Raw genomic sequence first — 12870 nt, 5'->3', positions numbered from 1 at the left:
GGTTGGCGGCGACAAACCGGGCGGATCTCGCCGCTAACCTCATGATCAACCCGGGGGTCAGTGGTGGGGTGGGTGGGTTGGGGTCAGCTCAGGGCGAGCCAGGCGATCAGGGCGACCACGACGACGGCGGCGACGCCGGCGCCGACGATCAGCGGCAGGCGGGACGGGGTCTCCGCCGCCGTCGCCGCGCCGTCGGGCGAGTCGACGAAGGCGCGGAACTGCGCGGTGTTGCCACTCGGGTCGGTGTAGTTCTCAGCCATGCGCGTGACCCTAGCGAAGCCGGTCGAGCCGCAGCGTCCCGCCGGGCCGGTGGCGGCGCAGCCCGGTCCGGCCGGTGGAGGCGCGTCGGCCCGGTCGTCTGGGCCGGACCGGCCGCCCGGCCGCCTACCGTGAGGGGGTGAGGGTGCAGCGGCTGGTCGCCGCGCTGCTGGTGGCGCTGGTGGCCGGTTGCGGCCCGGCCGTCGCCGCCACCGACGACCACGTCCCGTCCTTCCGCCCGGCGCCGCCGCGCCCGTACGCCGTGGGCGTGCGCCAGTTCGTCGTCGACCCCGACGGCTCCCGGCCGCTGCCCGTCACCGTCTGGTACCCGGCGGAGCCCACCACCCCGCCCGCCGCGACGAGCGGTGCGGTGTCGGCCGGACCGGTGCCGCGGCCCGACGCGCCGGTCGCCGGCGGGCGGTTCCCGGTGGTCGTGTACAGCCACGGCCTGCACAGTCTCCCCGCGCTGCACGCCCCGTTGACCACCCGCTGGGCGGCGGCCGGGTTCGTGGTGGCCGCGCCGGCCTACCCGCGGACCAACCTGCGGGCACGCGACTTCACCCGTGCCGACGTGCGGAACCAGCCTGCCGACGGCTGGCGGCTGATCCGTCACCTGGTCCGCCTCGACGCCCGGCCCGGCAACCCGCTCGCCGGGCACCTCGCGGTGGACCGGTTCGCCGCCGCCGGGCACTCGGCGGGCGGCTTCACCACGGCCGGCATGTTCACCTCGGGGCACTCGCCCCGGCTGCGCGCCGGCATCGTCATCGCCGGCGGTGGGCTGGCCGGCAGCTTCGCCGGCCCGGTCGCACCCCTGCTGTTCGTGCACGGCGGCGCGGACCCGATCGTGCCGGAGTCGGTCGGCCGGGCCGCGTACGCCCGCAGCCTGGGACCGGCTGCTTTCCTGAGCCTCCCCGGCCAGGGCCACGGCGAGTACCTGACCCCGGGCCGCCCCGGCTTCGCCCAGGTCCTCGCCACCACCACCGACTTCCTCCGGTGGACCCTCTACGACGACCGTCGCGCCCGGGACCGCCTGCCCGCCGACGCCTTCCTTCCCGGCGTCACCATCCTCACCACCCGCGCTCTCTCCCGGTGAGCGCCGGCCCCGCGACGGGGCGGCGGGGTCGGGGGCCGGGGCGGTAGCGTCGCCCGGGTGGACGGGCTGGCCGGGCGGCAACTCGATGCGATCCGCGAGGTGGTCGAACTCGCCGGCGCGGCCGGGATCGCGGTGTGGCTGCGTGGCGGCTGGGCCATGGACTTCCACCTCGGCGCGGTGAGCCGGCCGCACGTGGATGTCGACTGGTACTGCTGGCGGCGTGACGCCGGCCCGCTGGCGGCCCGGCTCGACGGGCAGGGCTGGCGCCCCGATCCCCGGATTCCGGTCGAACTGCAGCTCGACCTGGTGCGGGGCGACGTCGAGCTGAGCTTCGCGTACCTGGACCGGGACCCGGCGGGCCGGGTGGTGGTCGGGGCCGGGCCATGGACCGGCACCCCGCTGCCGGAGGGGATGCTGGACGCCCCGCCGGGCCGGATCGGCCCGCACACCGCGCCGGTGATCAGCGTCGCCGCCCAGATCGAGTTCAAGGAGATGTACCCGGTCTGGATGCCCGGGCGACCCCGCCGCGCCAAGGACGCCGCCGACCTGGTGCGGCTGCGCGGGGGCCGGCCGCCGACCGGTTGAGGCGAACGCGTCACGCTCCGTGCGATGCCGGCCGGTCACCCCGGCGTGCGAGGCACAATCGTGTTCATGCGCCGTCGCCCTGCCGCTCTGATCACCGCCGCCCTGCTCAGCGCGGCTCTGGCCGGCTGCTCGGGCGGGACCGCCCCGGCCGGGCGACCCGCACCCGACGCCCCACCGAAGGCCACCACTCCCGCGCCGCGGGTACCCGCCGGGCACGCCCCCACCGAGAGCTTCGCGGTCGGCGTACGCCAGTTGAAGCTGAACCGCGACGGCGACCGCCCGCTGCCGGTGACCCTCTGGTATCCGGCGAAGGGTGCGGCCGGTGGCGCGCCGGAGCGGTCCGCGCCGGTGGCGGCCGGGCGGTTCCCGGTGGTGCTGTTCAGCCACGGGCTGGGCGCCCGGCCGGAGGACTACCAGGTGCTGCTGACCCGCTGGGCGGCCGCCGGGTTCGTGGTGGCCGCGCCGAAGTTCCCGCACACCGGCGCCGGCGGCGACGGCAACCCGCTCGACGTGCTCAACCAGCCGGCCGACGTGTCGTACGTGCTGACCCAGGTGCTCGCCCTCGACGGCCGGGCGGGCGACCCGCTGCGCGGCCGGCTGGACCCGGAGCGGGTGGCCGCGACCGGGCACAGCGCCGGCGGGGTGACCACGATCGGGCTGTTCACCGCGGGCCGGGACGAGCGCCTGGACGCCGGCATCGTCTTCGCCGGCACGGCGCTCGGCGTCGGCACCGCGTTCGCCGGGGCGGCCGCGCCACAGCTCTTCGTGCACGGCGAGGCCGACGAGGTGGTGGGCTACGCCGCCGGCAAGGCGGTCTACGACGCGGTGCCCTGGCCGAAGGCGATGCTCAGCCTGCCCGACGGCGACCACGGCCGGGCCCTGCTCGGCGACACCCCGGCGCTGCGGGTGGTCGCCGACACCACCGTCGAGTTCCTCCGCTGGACGCTCTACGGCGACGCGGCGGCGAAGAAGCGGCTCCCCGCCGACGCCGCCCGCGGCGGCCTGGCCACCCTGGACGACCACCTCTGACCGGTCGCCCAGGGCGGCGACGCCGGTCAGGCGGTGTGGTCGACGACCACCTTGCCGAAGACGTCGCCCGAGTGCAGGCGGGCGAACGCCTCCTCGATCCGGCTGAACGGCACCACGCGGTCCACCACTGGGCGCACCTCGTGCTCGGCGCAGAACGCCAGGAGCTGGGTCAGCTCGTCGGGGGTGCCCATCGAGGTGCCGAGGATCTCCAGCTGCATGGCGAAGACCCGGCGCAGATTGACCTTGGGCTCGTGGCCGGCGGTGGCGCCGGAGACCACGATCCGGGCCATCGGGGCGGCGGACTTCAGCGAGTGGTCGAAGGTGGCTGCGCCGACCGTCTCGATCACCACGTCGACCCGCTCGGGCAGCCGGGCGCCGGGCTCGACCGCGGTCGCGCCCAGCTCGGTGATCCGCTCCCGCTTGGCGGCGTCTCGGCTCGTCGCGTAGACCCGCTTGCCGAGCGCGACGCCGAGCGCGACGGCCGCGGTGGCCACGCCCCCGCCGGCCCCCTGGACCAGCACCGACTCGCCGTCGCCGACCCGGCCCTTGGTGGTGAGCATCCGCCACGCGGTGAGCCAGGCCGTGGGCAGGCAGGCCGCGTCGATCACGGAGAGGCCGTCGGGCAGGGGCAGCAGGTTCATCCGGGGTACGGCCACCCGCTCGGCGAAGGTGCCGGGGAAGTGCTCGGAGAGGATGGAGACCCCGCGCGGATCGCCCCGGGTGGGCACCACGGGGTAGATGACCACCTTGTTGCCGTCCGGGTCGGTGCCGACCGCGTCGCAGCCGAGGATCATCGGGAGTTGGTCGGCGCCGAGACCCACCCCGCGCAACGACCAGAGGTCGTGGTGGTTGAGCGAACTGGCCCGGACCTGCACGGTGACCCAGTCGTCCTCGGGGTGGGTCGGCTCGGGGCGGTCGCCGACGGTGAGCGCGGCGAGCGGGTTGTCGGCGTCGAAGGCCGAGGCGAAGGCGGCACGCATGATCGGCACCGTAACAAGCTGAGGTCTCGTTAAGAAGGGGACCTTCCCCACAAAAGCCGTGCGGAGGGCCCCCTTCCCTGACGTTCAGCGGCGGGCGACCCCGTCCCGGCGGGCGGCCTCGGCGACCGCCTCGGCGACGGCGGGGGCGACCCGCGGGTCCAGCGGGGAGGGCACGATCGCCTCCGGCGTCAGCGACTCGGCCACCACGTTGGCGATGGCGTCGGCCGCGGCCACCTTCATCCCGTCGGTGATCCGGGTGGCCCGGGCGTCCAGCGCGCCGCGGAACACGCCGGGGAAGGCGAGCACGTTGTTGATCTGGTTGGGGTAGTCGCTGCGCCCGGTGGCGACCACGGCCACGTGCCGGGCGGCCACCTCGGGGTGCACCTCCGGGGTGGGGTTGGCCAGCGCGAAGACGATGCCGCCCGGGGCCATGCCGGCCACCGCCGCCTCGGGGATCTGCCCGCCGGAGACGCCGACCAGGACGTCCGCGCCGCGCAGCGCCTCGGTGATGTCGCCCTGCCGGCCGTCGGCATTGGTGGTCTCGGCCAGCTCGGCCTTGGTCCCGGTCAGCTCGCGGTGCCGGCCGATGATGCCCTTGGAGTCGCAGACCACCACCTGGTCCGGGTTGACGCCCCCGGCGACCAGCATCTTCGTCACCGCCACGCCGGCCGCGCCGGCCCCGCTGACCGCCACCCGCAGGTCGCCGAGCTTGCGGTTGAGCAGGGTGGCGGCGTTGCGCAGGGCGGCCAGCACCACGATCGCGGTGCCGTGCTGGTCGTCGTGGAAGACCGGGATGGACAGCGCCTCGTCGAGCCGCCGCTCCACCTCGAAGCAGCGCGGGGCGCTGATGTCCTCCAGGTTGATCCCGCCGAACGAGGGGGCGAGCGCCCGCACCGTCGCCACGATCTCGTCGACGTCCTGGGTGTCCAGGCAGACCGGTACCGCGTCCACGCCCGCGAACTGCTTGAACAGCACCGCCTTGCCCTCCATCACCGGCAGCGCCGCGCGCGGGCCGATGTTGCCCAGGCCGAGCACGGCGGAGCCGTCGGTGACCACGGCGACGGTGTGCGACACCCAGGTGTAGTCGTCGGCGAGGTCGGGGTCGGCGGCGATCGCCTCGCAGACCCGGGCCACACCCGGGGTGTACGCGAGGGAGAGGTCCTCCCGGCTGGTGAGCGGCACGGTCGAGGCGACGGCCATCTTGCCGCCGAGGTGCAGCCGGAAGACGGGATCAGCGGGGTCCGGGGTGGACGTAGGCATCGGTGACTCCAGGATCTGTCGAGCAGACGGACCGGCCGGCTCGGCGCGCGTGGTCAGCGGCCAGCGGGGCGGCGGTGCGGGGGGTCACCCGGGCACTTTCCGAGCATAGTCAGGCAAGCCGCACCACGATGTGATCGGGGTCATATCGGCTGCGGCCGCCCGGTGACCCGCCCGGGACGCGGCCAGTACCGGGCCACCACCCGGCCCCGCACGTCGGCCACTCCGTACGCCCGGGAGTCGTCGGCGACCAGGTCGTTGTCGCCGTGCAGCCACCAGCCGCCGTCCTGCGGTCGGACCGCGCGCTTGACCACGAGCAGGTCGGGGCGGCTGCGGAAGACCGCCACCACCACGTCGCCGGGGCGGACCGGGCGGCCCCCGGTCCGGACCAGCACGGCGTCGCCGTGTCGCAGGGTCGGGACCATGGACGGCCCGGTGACCAGGACGGGCGACAGCGGACCGCGCAGCCCGGGCGCGGCGGGATCGTTCGCGGCACGCATCGGGGTTTCACCTCCCGCCCGCCGGGGAGCATCTCCAGGAGTAGTGTCGTCTTGGATCATCGCAAACATCCCATGGAGGACCCTGATGCGCCTTCCCCGCATCCTCACGCCCCGGGTGACCGCTAGCGCCCACTGCGACCTGCCGTGCGGCGTCTACGACCCGGCGCAGGCCCGGATCGAGGCCGAGTCGGTCAAAATGATCTGCGAGAAGTACCAGTCGAACACCGACCCCGAGTACCGCACCCGGGCGATCATCATCAAGGAGCAGCGCGCCGAGCTGGTCAAGCACCACCTCTGGGTGCTCTGGACCGACTACTTCAAGCCGCAGCACTTCGAGAAGTACCCGCACCTGCACCAGCTCTTCAACGAGACCACCAAGCTCGCGGGCTCCGCGGGCGCCAAGGGCGCGACGGACCCGGCCATCGCCGACCAGCTCCTGCAGAAGATCGACGAGATCTCGAAGATCTTCTGGGAGACCAAGCAGGCGTGAGCCTGCCCGCCCAGGCACCGACGATCCGGCCGGCGCGTCCCGAGGACGTGCCGGCCGTCGTCGCGATGGTGCACGAACTCGCCGACTACGAGCGCGCCCCCGAGCAGTGCCACCTCACCGAGGAGCAGCTCACCGCAGCTCTTTTCGGCCCCGCGCCGGCGCTGTTCGGGCACGTCGCGGTCGATCCCGCCGACCAGCCGATCGGCTTCGCCCTCTGGTTCCTCAACTTCTCCACCTGGGAGGGCGTGCACGGCGTCTACCTGGAGGACCTCTACGTCCGGCCGGCCGCCCGCGGCACCGGCGCAGGCCGGCTGCTGCTCGCCACCCTCGCCGCGATCTGCGTCGAGCGCGGCTACCGGCGGCTGGAGTGGTGGATGATCAACTGGAACCCGGCCGGCCGCTTCTACGCCGCCATCGGGGCCGCGCCGATGGACGAGTGGGTGCCGTACCGGCTGGCCGGGAAGGCGCTGCAGGAGCTCGCCGCGCAGGTGACGGCCGCCCCCACGCAGCCGGACGCCTGACCGGGTAGAGTCCCGCACCGGGGGGATGAGGCGTGACTCAACTGACCGGCCAGCCGACGACGAACGACGACGTCGTGCACCTCACGGTGCCCGCCGACGGCGGCTACCTGGGCGTGCTGCGCACCGCCACCGCCGGTCTCGCGGCCCGGCTCCAGTTCGCCCTCGACGAGATCGAGGACCTGCGCATCGCGGTCGACGAGGCGTGCGCCATGCTGCTCGCCATCGCCACCCGCGACGCCGAGCTGGAGTGCCGCTTCGCGGTCACCGAGGACGCGCTCACCGTCGAGGTGACCGTGCCGACCGTGCGGGGCGCCACGCTCCCCTCGGAGTCGTCCTTCGCCTGGAAGGTGCTCACGGCGCTGACCACCGCGGCGGCCGCCCGGGCCGCCGACGGCCGGGCCACCATCTCCCTGCTCACCCGCCGCGCCTCCGGCTACTGACCGTCCCGCGCCGGCGCGGCTCAGTCGAAGCCGAGCGCCCGGTTGGTCGGGGTGCTGACCAGCAGGCCGGTGACGCCGAGGCCGAGCACCATCAGCGGCACGCCCAGCCAGCCCAGGCCGCCCTGGATCATGTACCAGCCGACCGGCAGCAGCATGAGCTGGAGCACGATGGCCGGTGCCCGGGCCCCGGACCGGCGACGGGCCAGCGCACCGCCGAGCGCCCAGAGCGCGGCCGCCCCACCGACCGCGAACGCGGTCACCAGCAGCGCCGAGGTCAGGTCGTTGGTGCGCGCCGTCAGGTCGGACCAGATGAGCCACGCCGCGACCAGGCCGAGCGCCACCGCCTCGGCGCGCAGCAGGAGCACCGCCCAGCGGAGCGTGCCGGGGACCGGGCCGGAGTCGATCGTCACGCGCGACACGATACCCGTGGGTAGGCGCGGTACAGTGCCGCCCATGCGGGCCGTCCTGGTGGTCAATCCGAAGGCCACCACCACCAGCGAGCGCAGCCGGGACGTGCTGGTCCGGGCGCTGCGCAGCGAAGTCGACCTGTCGGTGCGGTACACCCGCCGACGGGGCCACGCCATGGACCTGGCGCGCGAGGCCGCCCAGGAGGGCGTCGACCTCGTGGTCACGCTCGGCGGCGACGGCACGGTCAACGAGGTGGTGAACGGCCTGATGGCCGCCGAGCCGCCGACCTTCCGCACCGGGCCGACCCCGGCGGAGCGGCTGCCGGCGCTGGCCACCGTCCCGGGCGGCTCGACCAACGTCTTCGCCCGGGCCCTCGGCCTGCCGCGGGAATGGCCGGACGGGACCAGCATGATCCTGGAGGGGCTCCGGCTGGGCCGGTCCCGGACCATCGGGCTGGGCCGGGCGGACGACCGCTACTTCACCTTCTGCGCGGGCTTCGGCATCGACGCGGCCGTCATCCAGCGGGTCGAGCGGGCCCGCAAGCGGGGCCGGGTCTCCACCCCGGCGCTCTACTTCCGCTCCACGGTGAGCCAGTACTTCCTCGCCTCGGACCGGCGGCACCCGGCCATCACGCTGGAGCGCCCCGGGGAGGCGGCCGAGGCCGACCTGGGCACGGTCATCATCCAGAACACCGCACCGTGGACCTACCTGGGCGACCGGGAGATCAACCCGAACCCGGAGGCGTCGTTCGACCTGGGCCTCGACGTGCTCGCGATGCGTCAGCTCAAGGTGGCCAGCACGGCACGCACGGTGACCCAGTTCTTCGCCCGGCAGCCCGATCCGCACGGCCGACAGGTGCTCCGGCTGCACGACGTAGCGGAGTTCACCCTGCTCTCGGCCCGTCCGCTGGCCTTTCAACTGGACGGCGACTACCTCGGCGAGCGGGAAAAAGTCAGATTCGCATCCGTGCCCGCCGCACTGAGAGTAATCTGCTAGGTCTCGGGTACTCCCGTCGGTTGACGCGGGCCCTTCACCGCATCCGGCGGTGGCCGCCACACCGAGGGAAGGTTGCCGGAAATGTCAGCAACGTCACGCAGACCGTACTATATTGATCCTCGACTGTGGCACGCCGGGTAACCAGAGCGCTCTGAAACCCGGACAAAAGGGTGGTGAGCCCGCTCACTGTTCGGAGTTTTTCCGAGCGTCACCCTTGACATCGCGACAGTTCGTGAAAGTATTCACAAGCGAAGTCGTGTTACCGGGACATTGCCTGGATATGCTCGGCAGGTTGAGCTGTTCCAGCAGGTCCACGGGCCCGCAAGCCTGCTCACGCAGCGCCGAATTGATGGATGCTGACCGTCACCGATCGGCAATGCGGACGCATATAGGAATAGCAACGAAGCGTATTTGGCCACCCACTTAAGAATGAGGAGTGTTGCCGCCATGGACTGGCGCCACGATGCCGTCTGCCGCGACGAGGACCCGGAGCTGTTCTTCCCGATCGGGACGTCCGGCCCGGCCCTCCTGCAGGTGGAGCAGGCCAAGGCCGTCTGCCGGCGCTGCCCGGTGACCGACCACTGCCTCCAGTGGGCGCTGGAGTCCGGTCAGGACGCCGGCGTCTGGGGCGGGATGAGCGAAGAGGAGCGCCGCGCGGTGAAGCGCCGCGGCGGTCTCCGGGTGCTGCGCGCTCACTCCGCCTGATTCGCACGCACGCTGCACGCCCCGGCCGGACACCGGCCGGGGCGTTCTGCTGTCCGGAGCACATGGCTTCCGACTACCCCGGCGCCCACCCTGATTGATCATGAACGCGACCGGCGTCACACCGCGCTGCCGACCGGCACCGCGTCGACCCGCCGCAGCACCAGGTCGGCGAGTTCGGGCAGGTCGGTCAACGGGTCGGCGACCGCCACCGCGCCGGCCCGCTCCGCCGTCGCGCGGACCGCGTCGTGGAACAGCCCCGGGGCCAGGAAGTAGGCGGCCACCGCCACCCGGCGGGCGCCCGCCGCCCGCAGCCGGGACACCGCGACACCGGCCCCCGGGGGCGCCGCCGAGGCGTACGACACGCGGCAGGGCACGCCCAACTCGGCGCCGAGCGCCGCGGCCACCCGCCCCACCGAACCCCGTGCCCGGGGATCCCGGGTGCCCGCCGCGGCCAGCACCACGGCGTCGAAGCCGCCCGGCTGCGCCTCGGCCAGCCGGCGGCGCAGCCCGGCCAGCAGCCGGCCGTCCACCACCCCGTCCGCGGGCCCCAGCACGTCGGTCACCCGTACGTCGATCGCCGCGCCACCCGCGCGGGCCGCCGCCACTGCCGCCGGGACGTCGACCTTCCGGTGGTACGCGGCGGTCAGCAGCAACGGCACCAGCACCGCCCGGGGGTGACCGGCGGCGGCCAGGTCCCGCAGCACCGCGGCGGGACCGGGCTCGGTGTGGTCCAGCCAGCTCGGCAGCACCGGGACGCCGGGACGGGCGGCCGCCACGGCCCGGGCCAGCGCCCGGATCGCCGCGGCCGCCCTCGGATCCCGACTGCCGTGCGCGACCAGCACCACCGGCGGCTCGCCGGTCAGGTGTGCAGGCCGCACTCGGTCTTCTCGAACATGGCCCAGCGGCCCGCCCGCGGGTCCTCCCCCGCCCTGGTGCGGCGGGTGCAGGGCCAGCAGCCGATCGAGCCGTAGCCCCGGGCGAACAGCTCGTTGACCGGAATGTCGTAGCGGGCGACGTAGGCGTCCACGTCCCGCTGGCTCCAGGCCGCGATCGGGTTGACCTTGACCTTGCCGCGCCGCGCGTCGAAGGCCACCACCGGAGTGTTGGCCCGGGTCGGCGACTCGTCCCGGCGCAGCCCGGCGGCCCAGGCGTCGTAGCCGGTCAGCGCCCGCTCCAGGGGCTCCACCTTGCGCAGCTGGCAGCAGTCGTCCGGGGACTTGCTGAACAGCCGGGGGCCGTACTGGCCGTCCTGCTGTCCGACGGTCATCCGGGGTCGGATCGAGCGCACGGTCACCGGCAGCCGCCGGGCCACCTCGTCGCGGACCTTGAGCGTCTCGGGGAAGTGCAGGCCGGTGTCGAGGAAGACCACATCGACCCCGGGGGCCACCCGGGAGACCAGGTGGGCCAGCACCCCGTCGGCCATCGAGCTGGTCACGCAGAACCGGTCGCCGAAGGTCTCGGCGGCCCAGCGGGCGATCTCCAGCGCCGGCGCGCCCTCCAGCTCGCGGCCGGCCTGTTCGGCCAGCGCGCGCAGCTCCTCCGGGTCGCGCCGGGCCGGGTCGGCCGGGGCCGGCCCGCCGATCCCGACCAGGCCCAGGCCGGCGGCGGAACGCAGCGCGCTCATCGGGTCACCGCCCGGCTCAGCAGGCCGGTGAACCTGACGGTGAAGACCCGGGCGCAGGCGTGGCACTCCCAGGCGCCGTGCCCGGCCTCGTGCGGCCGCAGGTCCTCCTCCCCGCAGTACGGGCAGTAGAGAGGCGCAGATCGGGCATCGCTCATCGCAATTCCTCCTCGTCGACCCTGATCACCCAGTTGGCGAAGCTCTCGCCCTCGCTCCGGCCGGCCAGGTAGCGGCGGGCCAGCCGTTCCACGTACTCCGGAAGCTCCTCGGCGGTGGTCTTCAGGCCGCGCAGCTTGCGGCCGAAGCCGGCGGTCTGCCCGGCGGCCATGCCCAGGCCGCCGCCGAGGTGCACCTGGAAGCCCTCCACCTGCCGGCCGTCCGGCCCGACCACGAGCTGGCCCTTGAGGCCGATGTCGGCCACCTGGGTGCGGGCGCAGGCGTTCGGGCAGCCGTTGAGGTGGATGGAGATGTCCGCGTCGAAGTCGCGCAGCCGCTCCTCCAGCCGGGCCACCAGCTCCTCGCCGCGCCGCTTGGTCTCGACGATGGCGAGCTTGCAGAACTCGATGCCGGTGCAGGCCATGGTGCCCCGCCGCCAGGCCGAGGGCCGCGCCTCCAGCCCGATCCCGCGCAGCTCCGCCACCAGCGAGTCGGTCCGTTCCGGCGCCACGTCGAGCACCAGCAGCTTCTGGTACGGGGTGAGCCGCACCCGGCCGCTGCCGTGCGCCTCGACCACGTCGGCCAGCCGGGCGAGCTGGGTGCCCGAGACCCGGCCCACCACCGGGGCGGCGCCGACGTAGTTGCCGCCGTCGCGCTGCGGGTGCACGCCGATGTGGTCGACCGGCTTCTCCGGCAGGGTCGCGGTCGGGCCGTCGAGCAGCGCCCGGCCCAGGTATTCCTTCTCCAGCACCTCGCGGAACTTCGCCACGCCCCAGTCGGCGACCAGGAACTTCAGCCGCGCCCGGTTGCGCAGCCGGCGGTAGCCGTAGTCGCGGAAGATGCCGACCACCCCGGCCCAGACGTCCGGCACCTCGGCCAGCGGCACCCAGACGCCGAGGCGCTTGGCCAGCATCGGGTTGGTGGACAGCCCGCCGCCCACCCAGACGTCGAAGCCGGGACCGTGGTCCGGGTGCTCGACGCCGAGGAAGGCGATGTCGTTCGCCTCGTAGGGGGTGTCGACCAGCCAGGAGATCGAGGTCTTGAACTTGCGGGGCAGGTTGGAGTACGCCTTGTCGCCGACGTACCGGCGGACGATCTCGTCGATCGCCGGCGAGGGGTCGAGCACCTCGTCCCGGGCCACCCCGGCGACCGGGCTGCCCAGCACGACCCGGGGGCAGTCGCCGCACGCCTCGGTGGTCTGCAGGCCGACCGACTCCAGCCGGCGCCAGATCTCCGGCATGTCCTCGACCCGGATCCAGTGGTACTGGATGTTCTGCCGGTCGGTGATGTCGGCGGTGTCCCGGGCGAACTCGCGGGAGATGTCCGCGACCACCCGGAGCTGGGCCAGGCTCAGCTCACCGCCGTCCACCCGCACCCGGAGCATGAAGAACTCGTCCTCCAGCTCGTGCGGCTCCAGCACGGCCGTGCGCCCGCCGTCGATGCCCGCCCTGCGCTGGGTGTAGAGGCCCCACCAGCGGAACCGGCCGCGCAGGTCCTGCGGGTCGATCGAGGCGAAGCCCCGGTGCGCGTAGATGTTCTCGATCCGGGCCCGCACGTTCAGCGGGTCGTCGTCCTTCTTGATCCGCTCGTTGGGGTTGAGCGGCTCGCGGTGACCGAGCGCCCACTGCCCCTCACCACGGGGCCGGCGGGGGGCGCGTGCGGCCGGCGCCGGGGTGTCGGGCCGGGTCGTGGTGGTGCTGCTGACCGCCATCGAGGCGTCCTCCGTTGTCTGCTGTGCCTGGAAGCGCGGACGCGGCGGCCGGCCCTGGATGAGGGCCGAGGACGGCGATGTCGATGACGGCCGGCGCGGAACGCGCCCGAGACGGATGGG

General features: G+C 74.0%; 17 protein-coding genes. 8 read left to right on the top strand and 9 right to left on the bottom strand.

Annotated features, from left to right (window positions below; genetic code table 11):
* Positions 1-83: 83 nt before the first annotated feature.
* Positions 84-260, bottom strand: coding sequence for a hypothetical protein (locus ABZV78_RS04330; protein ID WP_355635333.1), 177 nt, complete (start codon positions 258-260; stop codon positions 84-86).
* 137 nt (positions 261-397) lie between these two features.
* Between ABZV78_RS04330 and ABZV78_RS04325 the strand changes: the two genes are divergently transcribed.
* The 3 genes from ABZV78_RS04325 (at position 398) to ABZV78_RS04315 (ending at position 2965) form a co-directional block, all read left to right on the top strand.
* Entirely contained in the window at positions 398-1351 is a 954-nt protein-coding gene (locus tag ABZV78_RS04325; RefSeq protein WP_355635332.1) for an alpha/beta hydrolase, read from the top strand.
* Positions 1352-1408: 57 nt separating this feature from the next.
* Entirely contained in the window at positions 1409-1936 is a 528-nt protein-coding gene (locus tag ABZV78_RS04320) for an aminoglycoside adenylyltransferase (RefSeq protein ID WP_355635331.1), read from the top strand.
* Positions 1937-2002: 66 nt separating this feature from the next.
* Complete coding sequence (locus ABZV78_RS04315; protein WP_355635330.1) at positions 2003-2965, top strand: chlorophyllase; 963 nt, start codon at positions 2003-2005, stop codon at positions 2963-2965.
* A 26-nt stretch (positions 2966-2991) separates the two neighbouring features.
* Here ABZV78_RS04315 and ABZV78_RS04310 read toward each other — a convergent pair whose 3' ends face one another.
* From ABZV78_RS04310 to ABZV78_RS04300, 3 genes are all read right to left on the bottom strand, one after another.
* The gene (locus ABZV78_RS04310) at positions 2992-3954 is read right to left on the bottom strand and encodes a zinc-binding dehydrogenase (RefSeq protein WP_355635329.1); all 963 of its coding nucleotides are present in this window, start codon (positions 3952-3954) and stop codon (positions 2992-2994) included.
* Positions 3955-4029: 75 nt separating this feature from the next.
* Positions 4030-5205 carry an NADP-dependent malic enzyme gene (locus ABZV78_RS04305; RefSeq protein WP_355635328.1) on the bottom strand — a complete coding sequence of 392 codons (1176 nt, stop codon included), beginning with the start codon at positions 5203-5205 and terminating at the stop codon, positions 4030-4032.
* A 140-nt stretch (positions 5206-5345) separates the two neighbouring features.
* Complete coding sequence (locus tag ABZV78_RS04300) at positions 5346-5702, bottom strand: S24/S26 family peptidase (RefSeq protein ID WP_355635327.1); 357 nt, start codon at positions 5700-5702, stop codon at positions 5346-5348.
* Between the two features lie 85 nt (positions 5703-5787).
* Between ABZV78_RS04300 and sodN the strand changes: the two genes are divergently transcribed.
* From sodN to ABZV78_RS04285, 3 genes are all read left to right on the top strand, one after another.
* Positions 5788-6192 carry a superoxide dismutase, Ni gene (gene sodN / locus ABZV78_RS04295; protein ID WP_355635326.1) on the top strand — a complete coding sequence of 135 codons (405 nt, stop codon included), beginning with the start codon at positions 5788-5790 and terminating at the stop codon, positions 6190-6192.
* Positions 6193-6257: 65 nt separating this feature from the next.
* Positions 6258-6713 (top strand): GNAT family N-acetyltransferase, encoded by a 456-nt coding sequence (locus ABZV78_RS04290; protein ID WP_355635362.1) that lies wholly within the window; start codon positions 6258-6260, stop codon positions 6711-6713.
* 32 nt (positions 6714-6745) lie between these two features.
* Positions 6746-7153 carry an ATP-binding protein gene (locus ABZV78_RS04285; protein WP_355635325.1) on the top strand — a complete coding sequence of 136 codons (408 nt, stop codon included), beginning with the start codon at positions 6746-6748 and terminating at the stop codon, positions 7151-7153.
* 20 nt (positions 7154-7173) lie between these two features.
* On the opposite strand, the gene ABZV78_RS04280 is transcribed toward ABZV78_RS04285, so the two are convergent.
* Positions 7174-7563 (bottom strand): hypothetical protein, encoded by a 390-nt coding sequence (locus tag ABZV78_RS04280; RefSeq protein WP_355635324.1) that lies wholly within the window; start codon positions 7561-7563, stop codon positions 7174-7176.
* A gap of 43 nt (positions 7564-7606) precedes the next feature.
* Between ABZV78_RS04280 and ABZV78_RS04275 the strand changes: the two genes are divergently transcribed.
* Positions 7607-8557 carry a diacylglycerol kinase family protein gene (locus tag ABZV78_RS04275; protein ID WP_355635323.1) on the top strand — a complete coding sequence of 317 codons (951 nt, stop codon included), beginning with the start codon at positions 7607-7609 and terminating at the stop codon, positions 8555-8557.
* Positions 8558-9004: 447 nt separating this feature from the next.
* Positions 9005-9262: a WhiB family transcriptional regulator gene (locus tag ABZV78_RS04270; protein WP_088975879.1), complete on the top strand. Its 258-nt coding sequence runs from the start codon at positions 9005-9007 to the stop codon at positions 9260-9262.
* A 116-nt stretch (positions 9263-9378) separates the two neighbouring features.
* Here the strand turns inward: ABZV78_RS04270 and ABZV78_RS04265 are convergent, their stop codons facing one another.
* From ABZV78_RS04265 to ABZV78_RS04250, 4 genes are read right to left on the bottom strand one after another with little or no spacing between them, the layout of a single operon-like run.
* Positions 9379-10140, bottom strand: a complete 762-nt coding sequence (locus ABZV78_RS04265; RefSeq protein WP_355635322.1) for a CbiX/SirB N-terminal domain-containing protein — start codon at positions 10138-10140, stop codon at positions 9379-9381.
* Positions 10122-10886 carry a phosphoadenylyl-sulfate reductase gene (locus tag ABZV78_RS04260; protein WP_355635321.1) on the bottom strand — a complete coding sequence of 255 codons (765 nt, stop codon included), beginning with the start codon at positions 10884-10886 and terminating at the stop codon, positions 10122-10124. Before ABZV78_RS04260 ends, ABZV78_RS04265 begins: the two co-directional genes overlap by 19 nt.
* Entirely contained in the window at positions 10883-11041 is a 159-nt protein-coding gene (locus ABZV78_RS04255; RefSeq protein ID WP_146167879.1) for an IS1 family transposase, read from the bottom strand. Before ABZV78_RS04255 ends, ABZV78_RS04260 begins: the two co-directional genes overlap by 4 nt.
* Positions 11038-12750, bottom strand: coding sequence for a nitrite/sulfite reductase (locus ABZV78_RS04250; protein ID WP_355635320.1), 1713 nt, complete (start codon positions 12748-12750; stop codon positions 11038-11040). Before ABZV78_RS04250 ends, ABZV78_RS04255 begins: the two co-directional genes overlap by 4 nt.
* Positions 12751-12870 lie beyond the last annotated feature (120 nt).

The organism is Micromonospora sp. NPDC004540 (genome assembly GCF_040610095.1).
Taxonomy (GTDB): domain Bacteria; phylum Actinomycetota; class Actinomycetes; order Mycobacteriales; family Micromonosporaceae; genus Micromonospora.
Note: the sequence above shows the minus strand (reverse complement) of the source record. Positions and strands in the feature narration are given on the sequence as shown.